A 25,005-nucleotide genomic window follows, 5' to 3' on the forward strand; every position below is an offset into this window, starting at 1 on the left:
CTGAAAGAAGAACAAATATGACGACAGCCATGCTTATCACGATGATCGCCTGCTTTGCGATCTCGGTGTCCATTGCAGTGTCCATCGGGCTGGCCAGCGTGGTCGGCATTGTCGTAGCCGAAGCAAACATGCTGGTGGCCGTCAAGGAAATTTTCAATTCCATCAACAAGTTCCCACTGGCCGCCATCCCTTTCTTCATCCTGGCCGGCAACCTGATGGAGGCGGGCGGAATTTCCCAGCGGCTGGTCGAGTTTGCCAAGTCGCTGGTGGGCGGGGTACAGGGCGGGCTGTCGGCCACCTGCGTACTGACCTGCATGATCTTCGCCGCGGTGTCGGGATCATCCGTCGCCACCACCTTCGCCATCGGCGCCATCCTGATTCCGGCCCTGGTCAAGCACGGCTATCCGGTCAGCTACGCGGCGTCGCTGCAGGCCACATCGGCTGAGCTGGGCGTCATCATTCCGCCGTCCATTCCCATGATTCTGTATGGCGTCTCGGCGGAAGTGTCCATCGGCGAGCTGTTCATCGCCGGCATCGGCCCCGGCATTCTTATCGGCGGCGTCCTGATGATCTTCACGCTGCTCTACGCCCGGTACTATGGCTACGGCAAGCAGGACGGCGTCGGACGCATGCCGGTTTGGCGCGCCAGCAGCCACGCCTCCCTGGCTTTGTTGATGCCGGTCATTATTCTTGGCGGGATATACGGCGGTATCTTCACACCGACCGAAGCGTCGGTGGTGGCGGTTTTCTATGCCTGGATCGTGGGCGCATTCATCTACCGCCAGATCAAACTGCGCCATCTGATGGCGGTGCTGAAGAAGTCGGTGATCTCGTCGGCCGTCATCATGTTCATCATCGCGAATGCGGGCTTGTTCAGTTTCATGCTGACCCGCGCCGGCGTGCCCGACATGATAGGGAATTTCCTGGCCGAGCACCTGACCAGCCCCAATATGTTCCTGCTTGGCGTCAATGCAGCCCTGTTCGTCATCGGCATGTTCATCGAGACGTCGGCCTCCATCATCGTGCTGGCGCCCATCCTGGTTCCGGTGGCCATGAAGTTCGGCGTCGATCCGGTGCACTTCGGCACCATCATGGTGGTCAACCTGGCCATGGGCATGATCACGCCGCCTTTCGGCGTGAATCTGTACGCGGCCTGCGCTGTGGCCAAGGTCTCGCTGGACAAAATCATTCCCAAGCTCGTGCCTTTTGTGCTGGTGATCCTGGGGTGTGTGATGGTCATCACCTATTTCCCGTCGCTGTCGCTGTTCCTTAGGGATCTGGTGTACGCACGCTGACGGGTCCTTGGCGGCCCGGCGGCAAAAAGAACCCTCCGTTCTGTTATTTTTTCGGGTCCAGGAGCTTGGGCATCCAGCCCAGGCCCGGCACTGTGCCATGGGCCGGCCGGTATTCGCATCCTACCCAGCCGTCGTACCCCAGCTCGTCGAGCAACTGGAATAAATAAGCATAGTTCACTTCACCCGTGTCGGGCTCGTGCCGTTCGGGCACGCCGGCAATCTGTATATGCCCCACATGCGGCTGGAACTTGCGGAAGGTCATGGCGATATCGCCTTCCATGATCTGCGCATGATAGAAATCCATCTGCACTTTGAGGTTGGGCTGATTGACCGCTTGGCGTATCGCGTGCGCCTGGTCTTGCAAGCTCAGGAAATAGCCCGGCATGTCGCGCTGGTTGATGGGTTCGATCAGCACATTGATCTGATGCGCAGCGCATTGCCGCGCGGCGTACTCAAGATTGTCGATGAAGGTGGCCCTGCATTGGTCCACATCCGCGCCGGCGGGCAGCAGGCCGGCCATAGCGTGGATATTGGGCGTTCCGAGCGCCTGTGCATAGGCGATGGCCTGGGCCACGCCGGCACGGAATTCGTCGGAACGGCCCGGCAGGGCTGCGATGCCGCGCTCGCCCGCATCCCAGTCGCCTGGCGGCGTATTGAACAGGACATTCTTGAGCCCGTGGCGCTTCAGTTCGGCGGCAATGTCCTGCGCGTCGAAGTCGTAGGGGAACAGGAATTCAACGGCTTTGAAGCCGGCCTGCGCGGACGCCTGGATACGCGCCAGAAAAGGCAGTTCGTTGAACATCATGGTGATGTTGGCGGCAAGTTTGGGCATGATGGTTCCGATCAGGACAATTTCTTTATGCGCTGGGGTTGCGGCGGCGCGGCTGGCCACCGTGCCCGCAGAGCGGGCTATTGCTTGAATACCGTGTTGAGTTCGTCTATTTGCTCTGGGGTCAGCACACGCGGGTTGTGCCCCTGGAGCAGCAGGAAAAGCTTGGCGGTTTCTTCGAGTTCTTCCATGGCGTATACCGCTGATTCCAGGGTCGCGCCCGAGACGACCGGCCCGTGATTGGCCAGCAGGACGGCACTGTGCCTGGCGGCAAGGCCGCGTATGGCGTCGCCCAGATGAGGATCGCCGGGCCGGTGATAGGGAATCAGGGGCAGCTTGCCGATCTTCATGACGAAGTAGGGTGTCAGCGCGGGGATGCAGTCGCAGCGATTCAGGCCGTCCATGCAGGAAACCGCCGCGGAATGGGTGGCATGAAGGTGGACGATGGCGCCGGCACCGGCCCTTTCTTCGTACATGGCGCGATGCAGGAAGGCCTCTTTGGAGGGCGGCGCGCCGGACAGCAGCTTGCCGTTCCAGTCCAGCTTGGACAGGCTTGCGGGGTCGAGCGCGCCCAATGAACTGTTGGTGGGCGTCAGCAGCCAGCCGTCGTCGGTGCGCACACTGATGTTGCCGCTGCTGCCGGCCGTCAGGCCGCGCTGATGCAAAGAGGCGCCGAAATGGCAGATTGCTTCGCGCAGACGGGATTCGTTCATGGCAGGGCGCTCCATGCCTTGGTGAAGAAGTCGGTGGCGCCGAAGTTGCCGGACTTGAGGGCCAGGGCGATAGGCGTGGCGCCCAGGCTGACCGTCCAGGGCACGCCGGGATCGATGGTGGGGCCGATGCGCAAGCTGCGCACTTGCAGCGCCGTCACGACCGCGCCCGAGGTTTCACCGCCCGCGACAATCAGTTGGCGTACGCCTGCCTGGACGAGTTGCCGGGCGATTTCCGCCAGCGCTTCTTCCACCAGCGCTCCCGCGCGTTCCACGCCCAGCTGTTCCTGTGCCGCCTTGACACGGTCGGACGAGGCGGTCGCATAGACGATGACCGGTCCCTGGGGCAGCAGGGGGCTTGCCCAGGCCATGGCGTCCGCCACCTGATCTTCATTGGCGGCCAGCCGCAGGGGATCGACGGCATAGGCGGGGATGCCGCGCGCCATGGCGTCGGCCAGTTGCGCCTGGGTGGCCTGCGAGCAGCTGCCGCACACAATGGCGCGCAAGCCCAGGGTTGGCGGCAGGTCGAGCGCCGCATCCTTTGTGTCCAGCAGGCCTTGGGCGCGGAAATTCTGCGGCAGGCCCAGCGCGATGCCCGAGCCGGCGGTGACCAGAGGGAGGCCCGAGCACGCCGCGCCGATGTGCAGCAGATCGTTATTGGAGATGGCGTCGACGATGGCGATGCCCACGCCTTCGGCCTGCAGGCTGTCCATGCGTTCCACGATGGCCTGCGGCCCGGCGGCAACGGTGCTGTGTTCGATCAGGCCGACCTTCCCGGCTGTTTGGGCTTGCAGCACCCGTTGCAGATTGGAGTCGTGCATCGGGGTCAGGGGATGATTGCGCATGCTGCTTTCGGCCAGCAGGGTGTCGCCCACGAACAGGTGGCCTTTGAATATCGTGCGCTTGTTCTCGGGAAACGCCGGACAGGCAATCGTGAAGGGTGTGCCGAGCGCGCTCATCAGCGCCTCGGCGACCGGCCCTATATTGCCTTGGTCGGTCGAGTCGAAAGTGGAGCAATATTTGAAATAGACTTGGCGGCAGCCGGCATCGCGCAGCCAGTGCAGTGCCGCCAGCGACTGCGCCACCGCCTGGTCGGCGGCGATGGTGCGCGACTTCAGGGCGATGACCACGGCGTCGGTGCCCGCGGGCAACGGCGCTGTGGGTATGCCTATGGTCTGCACCGTGCGCATGCCGGCATGCACCAGCATGCTGGCCAGATCGGTGGCCCCGGTGAAGTCGTCCGCGATGCAGCCCAGCAATATGCTCATGATGTTCTGTCGTCTTCCAGATAAGCGCGGATGATGTCGCTGAAATTCGTGTCTGCCGTGAAACCCAGCGCCTTGGCGCGTGTGGCGTCGAAGTTGCCCGGCCACGAATTGACGATGCGTTTCACGGCTTCGTCTTCGCGCCAATGTATGCGCTGCGCGGTTTCGCTGCCCGCCACGCTGGCCAGGGCATCCGCCATGTCGCGTACGGTGACCGACAGGCCGGGCAGGCTGAGGATACGGCTGGCTTCGAACAGCCCGGCGTCCAGCTCGTGGCCGTGGATCAGATTGCGAATGGCCTGGCGCGGCGACATCAGCCACATGCGTGTGTCACCGCCTACCGGACAAACCGATACTTGGCCGTTCAGGGGTTCGCGGATGATGCCGCTGGCAAAGCTGGAGGCCGCCTTGTTCGGGGCGCCGGGCCGTACGGAAATGGTTGGCATGCGCAAGATGCGCCCGTCGATGAAACCCTTGCGGCTGTAGTCGTTGACCAGCAGCTCGCCCATGGCCTTTTGCGCGCCGTACGAGCTTTGCGGCACGGGACTCATGGTGTCGGGCACCGTGTCGGGAAGCGCGCCGCCGAAGACAGCCACCGAACTGGTGAATATCACGCGGGGGCGGGTTTCCAGCGCCCTGGCGCGTTCCAGTATTTGACGCGTCGCGTCAAAGTTTATTTTCATGCCCAGGTCGAAGTCGAGTTCGGCGTGGCCGCTGACGATGGCCGCCAAATGAAAGACGCTGTGCGTATCGGGGGTGATGGCTGACGCAATGACGGCGGGGTCGGAAATGTCGCCCACCCGCACATCGATGCGAGGGTCCGAGAAGCCGGCTGCTGCGGCAATGTCCACCATGGTAATGCGGGAGATTTTTTCAGCCTGGCCGCTACGCCCGATCAGTGAGCCTTGAGTTAATAGTTGTTTTGCCAGCTTGCTTCCAAGAAAACCGGCGGCGCCCGTGATGGCGATGTGCATGTTATGGCTCGCTAAATGTTGTCATACAAATTTCTTACCAGTTTATGGATTAATCTGTATCATGTCAACAAAATGGGCGACTGCAATCACACTGATATAACCGCGGGTGTTTTCATGGACGGCTTGACAGAAACCGGCAAAAAGCCGGAGAAAAAAAAGGGCACCCTGGCGGACCGGGTTACGCAGGTTTTGATCGGGGAAATCAAGGACAGCACTTTTCCGGTTCACGCGCGCCTGCCGTCCGAAGTCGATATGGCGCAGCGTTTCGGCGTGAGCCGGACGGTCATTCGCGAAGCGATTTCCCGCCTGAAGTCGGAAGGCATGGTGGCCACGCGGCAAGGAAGCGGGACCCGGGTGCTTGAACCCGGCGCCGCCACGCCGTTCAGGCTGGATATCGACCCGCATGATTCCTTGCAGGCGGTCTTGCGTGTGATTGAACTGCGCCGTGGCATCGAGGGCGAAATGGCGGCGCTGGCCGCCGAGCGGCGCAGCGACGCGCAATGCGCGCACATCAGGAAAGCCTTCAACAACATCAGGAAAGCGGAGCGCGCCGGCCGCGACGGTGTCGATGAAGACGTGGCTTTCCACACCGCGATTTCCCAGGCCAGCGGTAACCCCTTATTCCTTTCCTTGCTGTCTTTCCTGAGCCAGTATGTGCGCAGCGCGATTCACGTCACGCGCAATAACGAAGCGCGCCGCGCCGATTTCAGCCGGCAGGTGCAGGCTGAGCATGCCGCCATCCTGGACGCCATTACCCGCAAGGATGCGGCGGCGGCGCGCGCCGCCGCCCTGAATCACATCGAACATGCGGCAATACGCCTTCAGGCGGCCGATGACGCTTTCTGGACAGCCGATGTCACCAGGGTGGCGCGCAGCCTGTCGATCGATCACGCGCTGGACGCCCTGCAGAAATAGGGTCGCGCCAGCGCACCCTGATTGGTCAGGCGGGAAGGGGCTTGCGCTTTCGCAGGCCCAGTCCCAACAAAAGCAGCAGCAGCGTCCACGCCAGCACGGGGACGTTGCCCCAGCGCACATAGGGCGTCAGGCCCGTCATGCCCTGGACTTCCACATCAAGCACGCCCTTGCTCATGGGCGCCAGCGCGGCACGTACGACCCCATGGGGGTCGATGGCGGCGGTCATGCCGGTATTGGTGGCGCGCAGCATGGGGCGGGCGGTTTCCAGCGCGCGCATGCGCGAGATTTGCAGATGCTGGCGCAAGGCCCAGGAATCGCCGAACCAGCCCAGGTTGCTCAGGTTGATCAACATGCTGGCGCCGGGGCCATGGGCGGCGCTGTCGCGTACCGACTGGATGATTTCCTCGCCGAAGACGTCTTCGTAGCAGATGTCCGGCGCAATCATCTGGTCCTTGATCGGAAACAGGGGCTGGCGCAGGGGGCCGCGGTTGAAGTCGCCCAGGGGTATCCGCATGCTGTCGACAAACCATCGGAAACCGGGCGGGACGAATTCGCCGAAGGGAACCAGGTGGTGTTTGTCGTAGCGCATCGGGGTGGCGCCCGCCACCAGGGTGTCGAGCGGCGTGCGGGCGTCAAAGCCAATGGCGCTGTTCGTATAGCGGTCGGCGCCTTCGTAGTGATCTTGCAGGGGGATGCCCATCAGGACGGTGGCATTGCGTTCATGGGCGATGGCCAGCCATTGCTCCCAGACCTGGGGCGCGACCCTGTTCTGGAACAAAGGGATGACGGTTTCCGGCAGCACGATCAGTTCGGGTGCGCCGCTGGCTTCCTTGGGCGACAGCGCGGCCAGTTCCATATAGGTGGCCAGGCCGTACTGGAGCAATGCCGGGTCGAACTTTTCCGATTGCGGCACATTGCCCTGCACCAGCCGCACGATCAGGGGCTCGCCCTGGGGCTTGGACCAGGCGACATGGCCCAGGGCGATGCCGATCAGGCCCGACACAATGGCCAGCCCGACGCCGACAGCGGCCTTGGCGTCGTTGGCCGTGTCCTTGGCGCAGGCCAGCAGGGCGATGGCGCCGGCGGCAAAGGCAGCCAGCCAGGCCAGCCCGTATACGCCCAGCACAGGCGCCCAGGGCGCCAGGACGCCTTCGACATGGGCGTAACCGATATTGAGCCAGGGCAGGCCGGTAAAGAGCGTGCCGCGCAACCATTCGGACAGCGTCCAGCTCGAGGCCCAGACGGCGGCCAGCAGCACTTGCCATCCATAGCTGGAAAAGGCCTTGGGTTGCTGCGCCGACAGCCAGCGGGCCAGCGCCGTGGCCAGGGTGGTGAACAGGGCCAGGCCGGCGGCCAGCAGCATGACGGCCGCCGCCGCCATGGGGGCGGCCATGCCGCCGTACTCATGCATGCTGATGTAAAGCCAGTACAGGCCGACGGCGAAATGGGACGCGCCGAACAGAAAGCCGCCCAGGGCGGCCTGGGCCACGGTGCTGGCCTTGAACACAAAAAACGCCAGCACCGCCAGCGTAAAGATCTGCGCGAAAGGCAGGATCCAGTGCGGCAGCGGGTTGGGCGCAAAAGACAGGGCGTGCAGGGCGCCCAGGGCCAGCAGGGCGGCATGCCAGCGATTGAAATGGCCGAGTTTGCTCAAGTGCTTACTCGCCGGTGTTGGCGCCGGCCGGAGACAGCGGGTCGGCGATGTCGTGCTGGATATGCAGCCACAGCGCGCGTTTGGCGTCGGCGCCTACCACCGTGATGTTCAGGCCCTGGTGGCTGATGCTGTCGCCGCGCCGCGGGATGCGGCCCAGTTCGGCCGCCAGCCAGCCGCCCAGGGTATCGTAGTCGTCGTTGGGCAGATCGGTGTTGAAGCTGCGGTTGAAGACATCGATTTCGGTGATGCCCATGGCCCGCCAGCTATTGGTGCCGGTCTGGAAGATGGTTTTTTCGGCATCTTCGTCGTATTCGTCCTCGATGTCCCCCACGATTTGTTCCAGCACGTCTTCCATGGACACCAGGCCCGATATCCCGCCGTGCTCATCCACCACAATCGCCAGGTGGTTGCGGCTGCTGCGAAAATCATGCAGCAGCACGTTCAGGCGCTTGGTTTCGGGAATGAAGACCGCGGGGCGGACCAGCGGGCGCAGGTCAATGGCCGGGTTGGTAATGGACAGCAGCAGGTCTTTGGCCAGCAGGATGCCCACGATATTGTCGCGGTCGTCTTCGTAAACGGGAAAGCGGGAATGGCCGGTTTCGATGATGTCCGGAAGGACCTCGGCCAGCGGCTTGCTGACGTCGAGCATGTCCATTTTAGAGCGGGGGACCATGATGTCGGCAACGGTCTGGTTGGCGACTTCCAGGGCGCCGGAGATCATGGCGTAGGATTCGCCGTCGAGTACCTGGCGGTCATGGGCGGCTTCGAGTACAGCCTTGATATCTTCGCGGTCTTCGGGTTGCGAGCGCCGCATGAAGGCGGTAAGCCGTTCGAACAGGGATTTGGAGGAATTTTTTGCCGGGCGGGGCTCGGCGTCGGGTGAGCTAGGTTCTGACATTGTCCAGGGGACTGAATACAAGGAGTTTTAGCATAACCGAAATTTCCGGCCAGGGTATCAGGCGCCGGCGGCCTGGTAGGGGTCGGCAATGCCCATTTTGCGAAGTATGGCGACCTCGAGCGATTCCATTTCGTCGGCCTCGTCGGGGGCGATGTGGTCGTAGCCCAAGGCGTGCAGCACGCCATGCACGGTCAGGTGGGCGGCATGGTCGAGCACGGCTTTATGCTGTTCCGCCGCCTCGCGATACAGGACGGGCAGGCACAGCACGATATCGCCGCCCGCCACGCCGTCCGGGTCCACGCCGTACTCGAAGGTCAGGACATTGGTGGCGTAGTCCTTCTGGCGGAATTCGCGGTTCAGGCGCCGGCCTTCGTCGGCATCCACCAAGCGCAACGTGAAGGCGGCGGCGCGAAAGGGGCCGGGCGCGCCGGCCGCCGCGGCCACGCCGGCGACGGCCTGCCCGACCCACCGGCGCAGGCGCCAGCGGGGCAGCTCGGGCGCCGGTGTGGCGTACTGCACGGCCAGCGACAGATCAGGCGACATGGTCGCCCGCCTTTTCGTAAGCATCGACAATGCGGGCAACCAGGGGGTGCCGGACTACATCCCGGCTGGTGAAGCGGGTGGTGGCGATGCCTTGCACGGATTCCAGCACATCGACGGCATGGACCAGGCCGCTGGCCTGGCCGCGCGGCAAGTCCACCTGCGACGGGTCGCCATTGATGACGGCCTTGCTGCCGAAACCGATGCGGGTCAGGAACATTTTCATCTGTTCGGGCGTGGTGTTCTGGGCCTCGTCCAGAATTACGAAAGCATGGTTCAGCGTCCGTCCGCGCATATAGGCCAGGGGCGCGATTTCTATGGTCTGTTTTTCGAACAGGCGCTGGACCCGTTCTATGCCCATCAAGTCGTAGAGCGCATCATAAAGCGGGCGTAAGTACGGATCGACTTTTTGAACCAGGTCGCCCGGCAGAAAGCCCAGCCGCTCGCCGGCTTCGACGGCGGGGCGGGTCAGCACCAGCCTTTGCACGGTTTCGCGCTCCAGCGCGTCGATGGCGCAGGCGACCGCCAGCCAGGTCTTGCCGGTCCCGGCCGGGCCGACGCCGAACGTAATGTCGTGGCGCAGAATGTGGTTCAGGTATTCGCGCTGGCGCGGCGTACGGGGGCGCAGGTCGGATTTGCGTGTGCGCAGAACGACGCTCTGGTCATCTACGGGCGGCAGTTCCGGAAGCGCGGCGGCCGGTTCGGCGGCCTCTGGCGCCTGGGAGCGTCCGGCGCCCAGCTCGACCAGGCCCAACTGGATGTCGTCGACAGACAGTGCCTTGTGCACGGCGCGGCGGTGGAACAGTTCGAGCGCCTTGGCGGCCGCCTTGGCCTGATCGCCGGTGATTGTGACGCGGTCGCCGCGGCGGTTCAGACTGACGTTCCAGCCGTCGGCGATCTGGCGCAGGTTTTCGTCCAGCGGGCCGCACAGATTGGCCAGGTGCGTATTGTCGCCTTCCAGGGTGACGGCGACGGGTCCTTTGCTGCGGGCGGCACGTGTCATGCATGTACCCCGCTGACCGATTCGCTGGTGACGATATCGCCCTTCAGTGTATTGGTCATGGCGTGGGTAATGCGTACATCGATCATCTGGCCAATCAGGCGGGGCTGGCCCACGAAGTTCACAATGCGGTTGTTTTCGGTGCGTCCGGACAGCTCGTTGGGGTCGCGCCGGGACGGCTTCTCGACCAGAATGCGTTGCGTGGTGCCCAGCATGCTCTGGCTGATGGCGTCTGCCTGTTCGTTGATCAGGGCTTGCAAGCGGTGCAGCCGCGCCAGCTTGACGTCCTTGGGCGTGTCGTCTTCCAGGTCGGCCGCCGGCGTGCCCGGGCGGCGCGAATAGACAAAAGAAAAAGATTGGTCGAAACCTACGTCGCGGATCAGCTTCATGGTCTTTTCGAATTCGGATTCGGTTTCGCCGGGAAAGCCCACGATAAAGTCGGATGACAGCGTCAGCCCCGGGCGCGCGGCACGCAGCCGGCGTACGATGGACTTGAATTCCAGCGTGGTGTAGCCGCGCTTCATGGCGGCAAGAATCGTGTCGCTGCCCGCCTGTACCGGCAAATGCAGGAAAGGCACCAGCTTGGGCAGGGCGCCATGCGCTTCGATCAGGCGGGTGGTCATTTCCTTGGGATGCGAGGTGGTGTAGCGGATGCGCTCGATACCCGGGATGTCGTGGACATACTCCAGCAGCATGGCAAAGTCGGCGATGTCGGCGCCTTCGCCCATGGGGCCGCGGTAGGCATTGACGTTCTGGCCCAGCAAGGTGATTTCCTTGACGCCCTGGTCGGCTAGGTCGGCCACTTCCATCAACACATCATCGAAGGGCCGCGACACCTCGGCGCCCCGGGTGTAGGGGACGACGCAAAAGCTGCAATACTTGCTGCAGCCTTCCATAATGGACACAAAGGCCGTGGGGCCGTCCACGCGCGCGGGCGGCATGGCATCGAATTTTTCGATTTCGGGGAAACTGATGTCGACCTGCGCGCGGCCGGACGCGCGGCGGCGGGCGATGAGCTCGGGCAGGCGATGCAGGGTTTGCGGTCCAAAGACCACGTCGACATACGATGCGCGCTTGACGATGGCATCGCCTTCCTGGCTGGCGACGCAGCCGCCCACGCCAATGATGAGATCGGGGTTGGTCTGCTTCAGGTGCTGGACGCGGCCCAGGTCGGAAAACACTTTTTCCTGCGCTTTCTCGCGCACAGAACAGGTGTTGAACAGAATGATGTCGGCTTCTTCGGGATTCTGCGTGATTTCGACGCCCTGGTCTTCACGCAGCACGTCCGCCATTTTGTCCGAATCGTATTCGTTCATCTGGCATCCGAAAGTCCGGATGAAGAGCTTGCGGGCGGGGGATGCGGGTTCAGGTTCTTCGGGGATCAGGAACTGGGCCGGCGCCTGGTTTTCGGGCTCGGTGGGCAACAGGAAAGCGCTGGGCTGGACAGGCGTCGCGGACGTAGCGGGACGATTCCGTTTGAGGGTGGTTTCTTGCATGGCGGGTGCCGTGACGGGTGTATATCCCGGGGGCAAAAGGTAAAAACGCCATTGTAACGTTCTTTGGCGCAAGCGAACCTTCATTGCTTTGGGTTATATTGATATGCATCAAGAGTATAAAGTGGATCGTAGTACTCGAAAAACCCGGTCACTCGCTCATGTGCCATGCGTGGGGCGGCCCGAACAGGAGGAGACTGACATGACAGAACTCAGTAAAGAACCCGGTAAAGAACTCGGTAATGCCGGACGCCGCCGCATGCTTGCCTCGACGGGCGGCATGATGGCTTGGGCGGGGCTGGGCGGTATCGCCCGCGCCGACACCGGTGCGGCCGATCCGGGCGCCGCGGCGGGGCCGGCCGCCAAGCCCTTGCCCGCTTATGCCGGCTGGAAAGACGCGGACAGCATGATCGTCCATAGTGCCAACACCATCGAGACCAAGCGGACGGCATTCGGCAACGGCGTCATTACGCCCGCCAACCGTCTGTTTGTCCGCAACAATGTGGCGCCGCCGACGGACCCCGCCCTGGTCAAGGAACCCGATAGCTGGACGCTGGAAGTCAGCGGCGTGGCCGAGCCGCGCAGCTTCACCGTGGCCGAGCTCAAGACCCTGGGGCTGGCGGCGGTGCCCATGGTCCTGCAATGTTCGGGCAACGGCCGGAACTGGTTTCCCCATAAACCCAGCGGCACGCAATGGACGGTGGGTGCGGCCGGTTGCGTCATTTTCACGGGCGTGCCGGTCAAGGCGGTGCTGGAAGCGGTGGGCGGCATGGCCGACGGAATGGTCTATATGACCAGCACGGGCGGCGAAGAGATTCCTGCCGGACTGGACCCCAATACCATCAAGGTCGAGCGTTCCGTGCCGATTTCGGCCATAGAGGACGCCATCCTGGCCTGGGAACTCAATGGCCAGCCCCTGCCGCTGGCGCACGGCGGACCCTTGCGCATCATCGTGCCCGGCTATACGGGGGTGAACTCCATCAAGTACATCAAGCATCTGGCGTTCACCAAAGAGCAATCGCCCGCCAAGATCCAGCAAACCAGCTATCGCTGGACGCCGGTGGGCGGCAAGCCCAGCCCCAGCGACGACGCCATCTGGGAAATGCCGGTCAAGTCCTGGATCAACTTTCCGTCCGACCCCGACCAGACCGTTCAGGCGGGGCGGGTGCTGATCAGCGGCGTGGCCATGGGCGGGATGACGGCGGCCAAAACCATCGAAGTGTCCGTCAATGGCGGCAAAGACTGGCAGGAAGCGGCGTTTGTGGGGCCTGATCTGGGCAAGTACGCCTGGCGCGAGTTTGCCTTTTCCGCCGAATTGGCGCCTGGCACGCACGAGCTGGCCTGCCGGGCCACCAACGAGGCGGGCGACACCCAGCCGGAAGAACGCCGGGAAAACAACCGCGGCTATATCAACAACAGTTGGCGCGACCATATGGTGGTGGTCAAGGTTGCCTGACTGAATCAGCCGGCACCCCCGCAGCGGGCGCCGGCTTGAAGCGCTTGCATTGCATGCCCCGGAAACGGGGCATGTTTTTCTATAACACCCATTGAAGGAAAACTATGAAACGACTTGCCTTGCCTGGAATAGCGGGAATGTTGCTGGTCAGCCTGGCGGGCGCCTGTTGGGCCGGGGAGCCCGACAGCCTGCAGCTGGAAAAAGGTAAAACCCTGTTCATATCGGGGGCGGTGCCCGCCTGTGCCGTGTGCCACGCCCTGAGCGACGCGGACGCGGCCGGCACGATTGGTCCCGACCTGGATGAGCTGAAACCCGATGCCGAACGCATCAAGAAAGTCCTGCAAGAGGGCATGGGCGTCATGCCGTCGTTTGCCGACTCCCTGGACGAGGCATCCATGGACGCCATTACCGCCTATGTCGTGCACGCAACGGGCGGCGGGCAATAGGCCGAAAGCCGGGCGGGCATAAAGAAAATCCCCGCCGGGGCGGGGATGATCTGAAGGGCGGTTACATGACCTCGGCCGCGGGGTCTTCTTTCTTGACCGGCTTGACCAGGTCTTCACGCTTGACGCCCAGCCACATGGCAATCGCGGCCGCCACGAACACGGACGAGTAGATCCCGAACCAGATCCCGATCGTCAATGCCAGCGAAAAATTGTGCAGCGTGGGGCCGCCGAAGAAGAACATGGACATCACCATCATCTGCGTCGAGCCGTGGGTGATGATGGTCCGCGAGATGTTCTGGGTGATCGACAAATCGATGATTTCCGATACGGGCATCTTGCGCTGCTTGCGGAAGTTTTCACGGATACGGTCCATGACCACGACCGATTCATTCACCGAATAACCCAGCACCGCCAGCACCCCGGCCAGCACCGATAGCGAAAACTCCCACTGGAACAGGGCAAAGAACCCAAGGATGATGACCACGTCGTGCAAGTTGGCGATGGCGCAAGCCAGCGCCAGCTTCCATTCGAAGCGGAAACCCAGGTAGATCAGGATGCCGCAGACCACGAACAGCAGGGCCATGAGCCCGTTGTGCAGCAGCTCCTGGCCCACCTGCGGGCCCACGAACTCGACCCGCCGCAGCTCGGCGTCGCTATGCTGCTGTTTCAGCACCTGCATGACGTTTTCGCTTTGCTGCCCGGCATCCTGGCCGTCGCGCGCGGGCAGGCGGATCATGATGTCTTGCGATGTGCCGAAGTTCTGCACCTGGAAGTCGGTGTAGTCCAGGCTCTGGATGGCGCCGCGCACATCGTCGACCTGCACCGACTGCTGATAGTGCACTTCCATCACGGTGCCGCCGGTGAACTCGATGGACAGATGAAAGCCCTTCAGGATGATGAAGGCCACCGCCGCCACGAAGGTGAGCAGACTGATCAGATTGAGCACCAGTGCATGCCGCATGAACGGGATGGTGCGATGAATACGAAAGAATTCCATGATGCGTTGCCTGTAATTTGACTGGGCCGGGCGGCGTGCGCCGCCCGGCGACTTGCATTACTTTTGTCCGGGTTTCCAGATCTGGCCGATCGAGATGCTCTGCAAGCGGCGCTTGTTGCCATACCAGAGGTTGACCAGCGCCCGCACGCCGACCACCGACGAGAACATCGAGGTCAGAATGCCTATGCAGTGCACGACGGCAAAGCCGCGTATGGGGCCCGATCCGAAAGCCAGCAGCGCGACCCCCACGATCAGGCTGGTCAGGTTGGAGTCGAAAATCGTGGCCCATGCGCGGTCGAAACCCAGGTGTATGGCCTGTTGCGGGCTGGCGCCGTTGCGCAATTCTTCGCGGATGCGTTCATTGATCAGCACGTTGGCGTCGATGGCCATGCCCAGGGTCAGCGCGATGGCGGCAATGCCGGGCAGCGTCAGGGTGGCCTGCAGCATGGACAGGATGGCCAGCAGCAAGAGCACGTTGAACGTCAGTCCGATGGTCGAAAAGGCGCCCATCAAGTGGTAGTAGATGATGATGAAGATCGCGATGGCAATGAAGCCGTACAGGGTGGCATTGAAGCCTTGCTTGATGTTGTCGGCCCCCAGGCTTGGGCCAATGGTGCGCTCTTCGATGATTTCCATGGGCGCGGCCAGTGCGCCGGCGCGCAGCAGCAGGGCGGTGTCGGCGGCTTCCTGGGCGGTCATGCTGCCGCTGATCTGCACCTGTCCGCCGGGGATTTCGCTGCGGATGACGGGCGCGGTCACGACTTCGCCCTGGCCTTGCTCGAACAGCACAATGGCCATGCGCTTGTTGATGTTGTTGCGGGTAACGTCGCGGAAGATGCGCGCGCCTTTGGAATCCAGCGTCAGGTTGACCGATGGCTGCTGGGTTTGCTGGTCGCGGCCGGGCTGGGCGTCCTGCAGGTTTTCGCCCGTCAGGATGACCTGCCGGCGCAGCAGCAGGGGGCGTCCGTCGCGATCGGTGTAGCGTTCGAGCCCGAAGGGCACGGTGCCCGACGACAGCGCGGCCATCGCGGTGGGCGAATCGTCGACCATGCGGATTTCCAGCGTGGCGGTGCGGCCCAGGATTTCCTTGGCCTTGGCAACGTCTTGCACGCCGGGCAACTGGACCACGATGCGGTCCGCGCCCTGCTGCTGGATGATGGGTTCGGCGACACCCAGCTCGTTGATGCGATTGTGCAGCGTGGTCATGTTCTGGCGCAGCGCGTTGCCTTGCACCTGTGTGACGGCCGTTTCGGTCAGCCGGCCGGTCAGCACGAACTGGCCGCCGCTTTCGCCGCTGTTGACGAAGGCCATGTCGGGCATGGCGCGGCGCAGCTCTGACGCCGCATTGTCGCGCGCGTCGGCGCTGGCGAATGTGGATACGATAGACATGTCGGCGCGCTCTACCCCGATCGTGGCGACCTTGGCGTCGCGAAGGGTGTTGCGCACATCGCTGGCAAGCGAGTCATAGCGTCCCGTCAGGGCGCCCTTCATGTCGACCTGAAGCAGGAAATGCACGCCGCCGCGCAGGTCCAGGCCCAGGTACATGGGCCGTGCGCCCAGGGCCGTCAGCCAATTGGGGGACGAGGGCAGCAGGTTCAGGGCCACCGTGAAATCGGGATTGGACGCATCGGGGTTCAGCGCTTTCTCGATGACATCCTTGGCCTTGAGCTGGACGTCGGTCGAGTCGAAGCGGACCCTGACCGCCCCCACAGGCCCGTTCTGCTCGAAATAAGCGCCTGTGGCGGTAATGTTGCTGCGCGCCAGGATGTCTTCGACCCGGGTCAGCACGGTGTGATCGACCTTGACTGTGGACTTGGCGCCGGCTATTTGAACCGCGGGCGACTCCCCGAAGAAATTAGGGAGCGTATAAAGCAGGCCGATAAGCAGGGCTGCCAGTACGGTGAGGTATTTCCAGAGCGGATAGCGGTTCATTGTCGGTCAATCGGCTAAAGCAGAAAAAAACCCTGGATTGCGCTCCAGGGTGTGCACGTGGGATCAGAGCGCCTTGATCGTGCCCTTGGGCAGGACCGAGGTGACGGCGGTGCGTTGCACAACGGTCTCGACGGGCTTGTCGCCCAACATGCTGATTTCCACCGTAATGTAGCTGTCGCTGACTTTGGTGATCTTGCCGAGCAGGCCGCCGGTGGTGATGACTTCGTCGCCCTTGGCCAGCGCGGACACCATGTTGCGGTGTTCTTTCTGACGCTTCATCTGGGGGCGGATCATCAGGAAGTACAGAATCACGAACATCAGAATGATGGGCAGCATGCCCATCAAGGCGTTCTCGCCGCCGGCGGCTGCCTGGGCGGTAATCAGTGTCAAAGTATCAATTGCAGCCATCGAATGTGCTCCTGAAAATATTTTTGGTTAACTCTGTATTGTAGCGATATCTTGCCTATTCGATACCGCGGGCCCGATCACGGGTGAATTCTTCGCGCCATTGCTGGAAACGGCCCGCCTCGATGGCTTCGCGCATTTCCCGCATAAGGGCCAGGTAATAGTGCAGATTGTGCAGGGTGTTCAGGCGCGAACCGGTAATTTCATTGGCGCGCTGAAGGTGGTGCAGGTAGGACCTGGAAAAATGCCGGCAGGTGTGGCAATGGCACGACGGGTCCAGGGGGCGGGTATCGTCCCGATAGCGGGCATTGCGGATCTTGATGTCGCCGTAGCGGGTGAACAGCCAGCCGTTGCGGGCGTTGCGGGTCGGCATGACGCAGTCGAACATGTCCACGCCACGGCTGACCCCCTCGACCAGGTCCTCGGGCGTGCCCACGCCCATCAAGTAGCGCGGCGCGCTGGCCGGCAGGCGCGGCGCCACATGGGCCAGCACCCGCATCATGTCTTCCTTGGGTTCGCCCACCGACAGGCCGCCGATGGCATAGCCTTCGAAGCCGATGTCGAGCAGGCCGGCCAGGGATTCGTCGCGCAGGGACTCGTACATGCCGCCCTGGACGATGCCGAACAGTGCGTTGGGGTTGGCCAGCGCATGGAAGGCATCGCGCGACCGCTTGGCCCAGCGCAGCGACATGCGCATGGACTTGGCGGCTTCCTCGGCGGTGGCGGGGCGCCCGTCTATCGTATAAGGCGTGCACTCGTCGAACACCATGGCGATGTCCGAATTGAGCGCATGCTGGATGCGCATGGATTCCTCGGGGGTCAGGAACAGCCGCGCGCCATCGATGGGCGAAGCGAACTTGACGCCTTCCTCGGTGATTTTGCGCAGGCCATTCAGGCTGAACACCTGGAAGCCGCCCGAGTCGGTCAAGATGGGCTTGTTCCATTGCATGAAGCCATGCAGGCCGTTGTGCTTCTGCATGACCTCTGTGCCCGGACGCAGCCACAGATGAAAAGTATTGCCCAGGACGATCTGGGCGCCGACCTCATCCAGCTCGTGGGGCAGCATGGCCTTGACGCTGCCGTATGTGCCGACGGGCATGAAGATGGGGGTCTGGACCACCCCGTGGTTAAGCGTGACCTGGCCGCGGCGGGCGGCGCCGTCGGTGGTCAGCAGCTTGAACTGCAAACCGGTTGTTGTCATGGTGATTCTATGAACATGGCATCGCCGTAGCTGAAGAAGCGATACCGGGATTGAACGGCATGCGCGTAGGCGCGCTGGATGGGCTCCATGCCTGCCAGCGCCGAGACCAGCATGAGCAGGGTGGACTGGGGCAGGTGGAAATTGGTCAGCAGGGCATCGACCCAGGCAAATGAATAGCCCGGCGTAATGAACAGGCGGGTGTCGCCTTCCAGGACGCCGGCTTCGTGTGCGTGCGGCGCGGCCGATTCCAGCGCGCGCACGCTGGTGGTGCCCACCGCGATCACGCGCCCGCCCGCCGCCCGCGCCGCCTTGATCTGCGCGACGGTTTCAGGCGGCACGGAATAGCGCTCGGCGTGCATGATGTGGTCGCTGAGCTTTTGCGCCCGCACGGGCTGGAAAGTGCCTGCGCCGACGTGCAGGGTGACGAACGCCTGGGCCACGCCCAGATCGGCCAGTTGCGCCAGCATGTCCTGGTCGAAATGCAGCCCCGCGGTCGGCGCGGCCACGGCGCCCGGTTCGCTGGCATACACCGTCTGATAGCGCTCATCGTCATCCTGGCCTGCGGCGTGCTCGATATAGGGAGGCAGGGGAGTGGCCCCATGCCGGTCCAGCAGGTCGAGCACGCGTTCCGGAAACTCAAGCTCAAAGAGTTCGCCCTGGCGGCCGGGCACGGTCACGGCAAAGGCTTCGGCCAGGATCAGCCTGCTGCCCGGCTTGGGCGATTTGCTGGCCTTGATGTGCGCCAGCGCCGTGTGGGACCCGGTCACCCGCTCGATCAGTACCTCGACTTTGCCGCCGCTTTCTTTCTGGCCCAATAAACGGGCCTTGATGACGCGCGTATTGTTGAAGACCAGCAGGTCCTGGGGCCGCAGCAGTTGGAGCAGGTCGGTGAACTGCCTGTCGTGCAGGCCGCCCTGGCGGTCCAGGTGCAGCAGGCGGCTTTGGGTGCGCCGGGCTGCGGGGGACTGGGCAATAAGTTCGTGGGGCAGTTCGTAATTGAACTGGGAAAGTTCTAGGTCAGGATTCACGCAAAAGGTCTTTGATAAGGCGCCTTCCGTGCCGGTGCGGCGGCGCCTGAAATAATTTTGTGCCGGTATTTTAAGCTGTTGCCGCTGTTTCCTGCTTGGCCGGGCAGTAAATGGCGTGGCGCGCCGGTCGCTTGCCTGCAATAAAAACCGGGCCGGCGCAGCCCCGGACGGCCCGACTTTGGTTATGCTGATGCTTTTTCACCGGGAAAGGTTCTTTCATGACTTTGCCTCCGTCTCGCCCAGGATCTGACCGCCACGCAAGCAGATGGTTCCGGCGCGCCGCGGCATGCCTGCTGGCCGTTGGACTCAGTGGCGCGGCCGGGGCCCAGGGGCTGCCGGCCGAGCTGAACCAGGCTTGGCGGGCAACGCGCTTGCCGGCAGGCGCCATGTCTCTTTTTGTGCAAGAGGTCGGCGGCCCGGTGCTGATGTCGGTCAATGCGGCCGAGCCGCGCAATCCGGCATCCGTCATGAAAATGGTCACCACCTGGACGGCCCTGTCCGGCCTGGGGCCGGACTATACCTGGCGCACGGCTTTTTATGCGCGGGGCGGCGGGCAGGTCGACGAGTACGGCACGCTGGCCGGGCCACTGTACCTGAAAGCGGGCGGCGACCCCTTCATGAGCGTGGAAGATCTATGGGGGCTGCTGCGCCAGCTGCGCCTGCGCGGCGTGAAGAACCTGAGCGAGGTGGTGGTGGACCGGACGCTGTTCGGCCCGGTGGCCGTTGATCCCGGCGAGTTCGACGGCGCGGCCGACCGCCCTTATAACGCCAGCCCCGATGCCATGATGGTGGGGCTGGGCGCCGTGCGCCTGGTGTTCCAGCCCGATGCGCAAGCCCATCGGTGGGTGCCGATGATCGATCCCCCTGTGCAGGGCGTGCGCATCGAGGGCGACATCAAATGGAGCAACGCGGTCTGCCCCGGTTCGCCGTCCATCGGCACCCAGGTCGTCCGGACCGGCAGGGATATCGTCATCCAGGTCAGCGGCACGGCGGCCGGTTCCTGCGGCGAGTTCAGTGTCTATCGCCTGGCATTGTCGCAGCCGGAATATTTCTCGGCCCTGTTCCAGATGCTCTGGAAAGAGCTGGGCGGCACGCTGGGCAAAGGCGTGCAGGCCGGGAAAGTACCGGCGGGGGCCAGGCAAATGGTCTGGCACGACTCGGAAAGCCTGGGCGACACCATCCGGCATATCAACAAGAAAAGCAATAACGTCATGGCCCGGACGCTGCTGCTGACCTTGGGCGCCGAAAAATTCGGGCCGGGCGCCACGCCCAGCACGGGCGCCAGTGCTGCGCTGGGCGTGTTGAAAGCGCAGCAGGTGGATACCCGCGGCTGGGTCATCGACAATGGCGCCGGCCTGTCGCGCACGGGCCGGCTGACGGCGGTGGGCCTGGCGGGCATGCTGGACGCGGCCTGGCGCTCGCCCCTGATGCCCGAATTCATCTCGTCGCTCGCCATCTCGGGGGTCGACGGGACGGTCAAGCGCCGTCTGCGCAACGGCGATGCGAAAGGCATGGCCCACCTTAAAACAGGGACGTTGCGCGATGTCCGGGCGCTTGCCGGCTATGTGCTCGGCGCCAGCGGCAAGCGCTATATTCTGGTCAGTATCGTGAACGACGAGCGTTCCGCCGCCGTGCGCAGTTTCGACGACGCCCTGGTCAACTGGCTGGCCGCGCGCTGATCTTCACCCCCGATTTGTCAACAAGGAACACCATGCCCATACATGAAATTCGCCACCCTTTGATCCGGCATAAGCTCGGATTGATGCGCCGAGGCGACCTGAGCACCAAGAATTTCCGCGAAATGGCCCAGGAAGTCGCGGCCCTGCTGACCTACGAGGCCTCGAAAGACCTGCCGCTCGAGCCTGCGGTCATCGAAGGGTGGTCGGGGCCCTTGCACGTGGAGAAACTGGCGGGCAAGAAAGTCACGGTGGTCCCGATATTGCGTGCCGGCATCGGCATGCTGGACGGCGTCCTGAGCCTGATTCCAGGCGCCAAGGTGAGCGCGGTCGGTATTGCCCGGAACGAGGAAACCTTGCAGGCGCAAACGTATCTGGAGCGCCTGGTGGGGCAACTGGACCAGCGCCTGGCCCTGATTGTCGATCCGATGCTGGCCACCGGGGGCTCCATGGTCGCCACCATCGACCTGCTCAAGAAGGCGGGCTGCCGCAATATCCGGGCGCTGGTTCTGGTGGCCGCGCCCGAAGGCATCAGCGCCGTCGAGCAGCATCATCCCGATGTCCACATCTATACCGCCTCGATCGACAGCCATCTGAATGAAGACGGCTACATCATTCCGGGCCTGGGCGATGCGGGCGACCGCATATTCGGCACGCGCCAAAAAGACAACTGACGTCAAGAAAACGGACGCCATTCATGTTTGCTAACGTTTCTTCTTGAATTGTCCGAAGCTGGTTCCGCAAATAGGGTAGTATGAAATGTCTGCGGTTTTAACAGGCGAGAGGTATGCGTAGAACTTGGTACTCGGCTTTTGCAGCGATACTGTTTGGGCTGGCGTCCAGCCCGGCCAGTGCCGGATTGTGCCAGGCGCCCTTCATGCACAATGGCGGCCAGGCACAGCTTACGGGCTCGGGCGGCATGCAGTTGGGGGCCGATCTGGCGTTTTCCGAAGTCAGCAAGCAGGACGGCGACCACTGCGATGCCAGGGTGCAGGGTACGGCCACCTACGGCCTGGCCGGTCTGCCCGCCGGCAAATCGACGCTGGATTACTGGATGGCCGTCAGGAACGGCCAGGCCACTTTCGAGCGGCGCAACGAACAGGGCAAGCGCGAGGCCGCCGAAGGCAGGTTCGACCTGCGCATGCTGGGCCTTTTCGCCTATGGCGAGCCCGTGACCCGGGCCGGCCAGACCTTTCCCGAATTGCGCTTCCAGATCAATCTGGACAAAAAGGCGGTGCAGACGCAGCCCATCGTGGTCCACACCGGCCTGAAAACCGTCGGCGAGCGCCAAACCATACAAACCGCCGCGGGCGAACAATCGTGCTGGCCCATACGCTATACCCGGCGCATCGAACCCACACAGGCCTCGTTCAACGGTCTGGTATTGCCGATACCCGGCATGACATCGTCCGTCACCGATTGGTTCTGTCCCGATCTGAACATGGTTATGCGCCAGGAAAGCGATCAAAGCGGGGTGGCTTCCGTGGTCGAAGTCACCAAGATGCAGTAGCGGTATGCAGTACAGATACTTAGTGGTACCTTTTATACAACCCTATCCAACTCTTTAAGGAGCTCATCATGGCGACAAAGAAAAGTGTGCAAGCTAGCGAAGAGGAATTCATCGAAAGCGTCAAGGAAAGCCTGGACGACGCGGAAAAACTGCTGCGCGAGGCAGCGGATGCCACCGGTGAAAAAGCAGTGGAACTGCGCGAAAGCGCCATGCGCTCTTTGAAACGGACTCGCGAAGCCCTTTATGACACGCAAGATGCGTTGCTGGAACGCGGCCGTAAAGCCGCCCGGGTCACCGACGACTATGTGCACGACAATCCGTGGCAGGCCATCGGCATGGCCGGCCTGGCGGGGGTGCTGATCGGGGCATTGATCTGCCGCCGTTGATCGGAACCGTTCTTCACTCAACCATCGTCAAGGGCGAACTATGGCGCTACGACAGTCTGTAGGCGATCTTGCATGCACGATGCTTTCCATCGTGCGCACTCGTCTTGAACTCTTTTCGCTCGAGGCCTCGGAGCAGAAGGCGCAATTGATCGTCATCCTGGGGATGGCGTTCGGCGCGCTGCTGTTCCTGACCCTGGCGGTGCTGGTGTTCTCCCTGGCGGTGGCCCTGTATTTCTGGCCCACCGAGCAGCGCTATGTGGCCTTGAGCCTGCTGACGCTTTTTTACGCCCTGCTGGGCATGGGCTTGTTCTGGGGCGTGCGCTACAAGCTGCTTTTTTCACCCATGCCGTTCTCGGCCACCATTGACGAACTGCGGCGCGATCTGGCCCTGGCCGACCGGCTGCGGGAGCCCGCCGATCCGCTCGATCTCGTGGCGCGCGCGGAACAACGTAAGGATACGCCATGAAACAGGCTCTTGCGGGTAAAGAGCGCGCGCTCCGGATCGAACTGGTGCGGGCCCGCGCCGCCCTTGAGCGGCAGGCCATGTCGCGCGGCGTGCGCGATCTGGGCGACTCGCTGACCCCACGGTCGGTCATGCGCAGTCTGTTCCCGCGCGCATCGTCGCGGTCGCCGTCCGACTGGATCTTCCAGGCGGTATCGCTGACGCGCCGCTACCCCTTGCTGACGTCCAGCGTATCGGCCTTGCTGTCCGGCGTGGGCAAGCGCCGGCGCTGGTGGCGGATCGGGGCCGGATTGCTGCTAAGCTGGCAGGTGGCGCGCACCATGAATCGCAAATCCGGCTGATTCCGGCGCGGCGCTACAGGCCCAGCTCGTTCCACATGGCATCGACGCGCGCCTTGACGGCGTCGTCCATGACAATCGGCGTGCCCCATTCGCGGGCGGTTTCGCCGGGCCACTTATTGGTGGCGTCCAGGCCCATTTTTCCGCCCAGGCCCGATACGGGCGAGGCAAAGTCCAGGTAATCGATAGGCGTATTTTCCACCAGCACGGTGTCGCGCACCGGGTCCATGCGGGTCGTCATCGCCCACACCACTTCCTTCCAGTCGCGCACGTCGATATCGTCGTCCACCACGACGATGAATTTGGTGTACATGAATTGCCGCAGGACGCTCCATAGTCCGAACATGACGCGCTTGGCGTGGCCCGCGTACTGCTTGCGCATGGACACGACCGCCAGGCGATAGCTGCAGCCCTCCGGGGGCAGATAGAAATCGACAATCTCGGGCAATTGGCGTTTCAGCAGAGGAACGAAGACTTCATTCAGCGCCACCCCCAGCACGGCGGGCTCATCGGGCGGCTTGCCGGTATAGGTGCTGTGGTAGATGGGATGGCGGCGCATGGTGATGCGTTCGACCGTGAAGACGGGGAACCAGTCTTGCTCGTTGTAATAGCCGGTATGGTCGCCATACGGACCTTCCAGCGCCATTTCATAGCCGGTGTCGGCCGGCCCCGGGACGCCTTCGGGCGTTGCGGGTTTGATGGCGCGCGGGTCGGAAGAGGGCAGCAGATGCCCTTCAAGCACGATTTCGGCGAAGGCGGGGACGGACAGCGTGCTGCCCAGGGCCTGGGTGACTTCGGTGCGTGAGCCGCGCAGCAGGCCGGCAAACTGATATTCGGACAGGCTGTCGGGCACCGGGGTGACCGCGCCCAATATGGTGGCCGGGTCGGCGCCAAGCGCGACGGCGATGGGAAACGGCGTATCCGGATGGGCCAAGGCGTGGTCGCGGAAGTCGAGCGCGCCGCCGCGGTGCGACAGCCAGCGCATGATGAGCTTGTTCCGTCCGATGAGTTGCTGGCGGTAAATCCCCAGGTTCTGGCGCTTGGCATGGGGGCCGCGCGTGATGACCAGGCCCCAGGTCAGCAGCGGGGCCACATCGCCGGGCCAGCAGCGCTGCAAGGGGATCTGGTTCAAGTCCACGTCGTCGCCTTCCAGCACCACTTCCTGGCAGGGCGCGCCCTTGACGGTTTTGGGGCTCATGTCCCACAAGGCATTCTTCAGCATGGACACGGTGGCCAGCGCGCTGCGCAGTCCGCGCGGGGGCTCGGGTTCGCGCAGAGAGGCCAGCAGCTCGCCCGTGTGGCGCAGGGCGCCGATATCGTCGGCGCCCATGCCCCAGGCCACGCGCTTGGGTGTGCCGAACAGGTTGGTCAGGACCGGCATGGCCGAGGGCGCGCCACGGTGGACGGCTTGCTCGAACAGCAGGGCAGGCCCGCCGGCGCGCAGGACGCGGTCGCTGATCTCGGTCATTTCAAGGTCGGTCGATACGGGATGCGCCAGGCGTTTGAGCTCGCCGGCTTGCTCGAGTTGAGCAATAAAATCTCTGAAGTCGCGATATTTCACAGAATTAAGCCTGTCAGGTTACATTTGTGCGGC

Annotated in this window: 26 protein-coding genes; 10 read left to right on the forward strand and 16 right to left on the reverse strand. The window is 63.2% G+C overall.

The features are described 5' to 3' along the window. The first annotated feature begins 17 nt into the window (after positions 1–17). The gene (locus tag RE432_RS09340) at positions 18–1,295 is read left to right on the forward strand and encodes a TRAP transporter large permease (RefSeq protein WP_310933155.1); all 1,278 of its coding nucleotides are present in this window, start codon (positions 18–20) and stop codon (positions 1,293–1,295) included. Between the two features lie 43 nt (positions 1,296–1,338). Here RE432_RS09340 and otnI read toward each other — a convergent pair whose 3' ends face one another. The 4 genes from otnI to denD all read right to left on the reverse strand — a co-directional run bounded on the left by otnI (position 1,339) and on the right by denD (position 5,073). Further along, positions 1,339–2,127: a 2-oxo-tetronate isomerase gene (otnI, locus tag RE432_RS09345; RefSeq protein ID WP_310933156.1), complete on the reverse strand. Its 789-nt coding sequence runs from the start codon at positions 2,125–2,127 to the stop codon at positions 1,339–1,341. A gap of 77 nt (positions 2,128–2,204) precedes the next feature. Further along, a complete protein-coding gene (gene otnC / locus RE432_RS09350; RefSeq protein ID WP_310933157.1) occupies positions 2,205–2,837 on the reverse strand; it encodes a 3-oxo-tetronate 4-phosphate decarboxylase in 633 nt (210 codons plus the stop codon). Next, the gene (gene otnK / locus RE432_RS09355; protein WP_310933158.1) at positions 2,834–4,102 is read right to left on the reverse strand and encodes a 3-oxo-tetronate kinase; all 1,269 of its coding nucleotides are present in this window, start codon (positions 4,100–4,102) and stop codon (positions 2,834–2,836) included. The genes otnC and otnK overlap by 4 nt, the downstream gene beginning before the upstream one ends. Next, the gene (gene denD, locus RE432_RS09360; RefSeq protein WP_310933159.1) at positions 4,099–5,073 is read right to left on the reverse strand and encodes a D-erythronate dehydrogenase; all 975 of its coding nucleotides are present in this window, start codon (positions 5,071–5,073) and stop codon (positions 4,099–4,101) included. The genes otnK and denD overlap by 4 nt, the downstream gene beginning before the upstream one ends. Before the next feature lie 114 nt (positions 5,074–5,187). Here denD and RE432_RS09365 point away from each other — a divergent pair, with 114 nt between their 5' ends. After that, positions 5,188–5,988 (forward strand): FadR/GntR family transcriptional regulator, encoded by an 801-nt coding sequence (locus tag RE432_RS09365; RefSeq protein WP_310933160.1) that lies wholly within the window; start codon positions 5,188–5,190, stop codon positions 5,986–5,988. A gap of 25 nt (positions 5,989–6,013) precedes the next feature. On the opposite strand, the gene lnt is transcribed toward RE432_RS09365, so the two are convergent. Genes lnt through miaB form a run of 5 tightly spaced genes read right to left on the reverse strand, consistent with a single transcriptional unit; the run spans position 6,014 to position 11,576 of the window. Further along, positions 6,014–7,642: an apolipoprotein N-acyltransferase gene (lnt, locus tag RE432_RS09370; RefSeq protein ID WP_310933161.1), complete on the reverse strand. Its 1,629-nt coding sequence runs from the start codon at positions 7,640–7,642 to the stop codon at positions 6,014–6,016. 4 nt (positions 7,643–7,646) lie between these two features. After that, a complete protein-coding gene (locus RE432_RS09375; RefSeq protein WP_310933162.1) occupies positions 7,647–8,540 on the reverse strand; it encodes a transporter associated domain-containing protein in 894 nt (297 codons plus the stop codon). Positions 8,541–8,597: 57 nt separating this feature from the next. After that, positions 8,598–9,083 (reverse strand): rRNA maturation RNase YbeY, encoded by a 486-nt coding sequence (gene ybeY, locus RE432_RS09380; RefSeq protein ID WP_310933163.1) that lies wholly within the window; start codon positions 9,081–9,083, stop codon positions 8,598–8,600. Continuing rightward, the gene (locus RE432_RS09385; RefSeq protein ID WP_310933164.1) at positions 9,073–10,083 is read right to left on the reverse strand and encodes a PhoH family protein; all 1,011 of its coding nucleotides are present in this window, start codon (positions 10,081–10,083) and stop codon (positions 9,073–9,075) included. Before RE432_RS09385 ends, ybeY begins: the two co-directional genes overlap by 11 nt. Next, positions 10,080–11,576 carry a tRNA (N6-isopentenyl adenosine(37)-C2)-methylthiotransferase MiaB gene (gene miaB, locus RE432_RS09390; protein WP_310933165.1) on the reverse strand — a complete coding sequence of 499 codons (1,497 nt, stop codon included), beginning with the start codon at positions 11,574–11,576 and terminating at the stop codon, positions 10,080–10,082. The genes RE432_RS09385 and miaB overlap by 4 nt, the downstream gene beginning before the upstream one ends. Positions 11,577–11,775: 199 nt before the next feature. Between miaB and RE432_RS09395 the strand changes: the two genes are divergently transcribed. Both RE432_RS09395 and RE432_RS09400 read left to right on the forward strand, forming a co-directional pair. Next, a complete protein-coding gene (locus tag RE432_RS09395; protein WP_310933166.1) occupies positions 11,776–13,029 on the forward strand; it encodes a sulfite oxidase in 1,254 nt (417 codons plus the stop codon). 104 nt (positions 13,030–13,133) lie between these two features. Continuing rightward, entirely contained in the window at positions 13,134–13,475 is a 342-nt protein-coding gene (locus RE432_RS09400; protein WP_310933167.1) for a cytochrome c, read from the forward strand. Between the two features lie 61 nt (positions 13,476–13,536). Here the strand turns inward: RE432_RS09400 and secF are convergent, their stop codons facing one another. From secF to RE432_RS09430, 6 genes are all read right to left on the reverse strand, one after another. Beyond that, positions 13,537–14,472 (reverse strand): protein translocase subunit SecF, encoded by a 936-nt coding sequence (secF, locus tag RE432_RS09405; protein ID WP_310933168.1) that lies wholly within the window; start codon positions 14,470–14,472, stop codon positions 13,537–13,539. 57 nt (positions 14,473–14,529) lie between these two features. Continuing rightward, on the reverse strand, positions 14,530–16,404 hold the full coding sequence (gene secD / locus RE432_RS09410) for a protein translocase subunit SecD (RefSeq protein ID WP_310933169.1): 1,875 nt from the start codon (positions 16,402–16,404) through the stop codon (positions 14,530–14,532). A 63-nt stretch (positions 16,405–16,467) separates the two neighbouring features. Then, positions 16,468–16,812, reverse strand: coding sequence for a preprotein translocase subunit YajC (yajC, locus tag RE432_RS09415; RefSeq protein WP_310933170.1), 345 nt, complete (start codon positions 16,810–16,812; stop codon positions 16,468–16,470). Between the two features lie 55 nt (positions 16,813–16,867). Further along, the gene (gene tgt / locus RE432_RS09420; RefSeq protein WP_310933171.1) at positions 16,868–18,010 is read right to left on the reverse strand and encodes a tRNA guanosine(34) transglycosylase Tgt; all 1,143 of its coding nucleotides are present in this window, start codon (positions 18,008–18,010) and stop codon (positions 16,868–16,870) included. Then, entirely contained in the window at positions 18,007–19,038 is a 1,032-nt protein-coding gene (gene queA / locus RE432_RS09425; RefSeq protein ID WP_310933172.1) for a tRNA preQ1(34) S-adenosylmethionine ribosyltransferase-isomerase QueA, read from the reverse strand. The genes tgt and queA overlap by 4 nt, the downstream gene beginning before the upstream one ends. 70 nt (positions 19,039–19,108) lie before the next feature. Further along, a complete protein-coding gene (locus RE432_RS09430; protein WP_310933173.1) occupies positions 19,109–19,258 on the reverse strand; it encodes a hypothetical protein in 150 nt (49 codons plus the stop codon). On the opposite strand from RE432_RS09430, the gene dacB reads away from it, so the two are divergent. From dacB to RE432_RS09460, 6 genes are all read left to right on the forward strand, one after another. Beyond that, entirely contained in the window at positions 19,257–20,717 is a 1,461-nt protein-coding gene (gene dacB / locus RE432_RS09435) for a D-alanyl-D-alanine carboxypeptidase/D-alanyl-D-alanine-endopeptidase (protein ID WP_310933174.1), read from the forward strand. The two genes, RE432_RS09430 and dacB, sit on opposite strands and share 2 nt — an antisense overlap. Before the next feature lie 32 nt (positions 20,718–20,749). Continuing rightward, positions 20,750–21,388, forward strand: coding sequence for a uracil phosphoribosyltransferase (gene upp, locus RE432_RS09440; RefSeq protein WP_310933175.1), 639 nt, complete (start codon positions 20,750–20,752; stop codon positions 21,386–21,388). A gap of 113 nt (positions 21,389–21,501) precedes the next feature. Next, entirely contained in the window at positions 21,502–22,224 is a 723-nt protein-coding gene (locus tag RE432_RS09445) for a hypothetical protein (protein ID WP_310933176.1), read from the forward strand. A 68-nt stretch (positions 22,225–22,292) separates the two neighbouring features. After that, positions 22,293–22,610: a DUF883 family protein gene (locus RE432_RS09450; RefSeq protein ID WP_310933177.1), complete on the forward strand. Its 318-nt coding sequence runs from the start codon at positions 22,293–22,295 to the stop codon at positions 22,608–22,610. Between the two features lie 40 nt (positions 22,611–22,650). Further along, positions 22,651–23,076, forward strand: coding sequence for a phage holin family protein (locus RE432_RS09455; protein ID WP_310933178.1), 426 nt, complete (start codon positions 22,651–22,653; stop codon positions 23,074–23,076). Beyond that, positions 23,073–23,414 carry a hypothetical protein gene (locus RE432_RS09460; RefSeq protein WP_310933179.1) on the forward strand — a complete coding sequence of 114 codons (342 nt, stop codon included), beginning with the start codon at positions 23,073–23,075 and terminating at the stop codon, positions 23,412–23,414. The genes RE432_RS09455 and RE432_RS09460 overlap by 4 nt, the downstream gene beginning before the upstream one ends. Before the next feature lie 13 nt (positions 23,415–23,427). On the opposite strand, the gene ubiD is transcribed toward RE432_RS09460, so the two are convergent. Continuing rightward, positions 23,428–24,972 (reverse strand): 4-hydroxy-3-polyprenylbenzoate decarboxylase, encoded by a 1,545-nt coding sequence (gene ubiD / locus RE432_RS09465; protein ID WP_310933180.1) that lies wholly within the window; start codon positions 24,970–24,972, stop codon positions 23,428–23,430. Positions 24,973–25,005: the final 33 nt, after the last annotated feature.

It is taken from the genome of Pusillimonas sp. SM2304 (assembly GCF_031628915.1).
Classification (GTDB): domain Bacteria; phylum Pseudomonadota; class Gammaproteobacteria; order Burkholderiales; family Burkholderiaceae_B; genus Pusillimonas_C.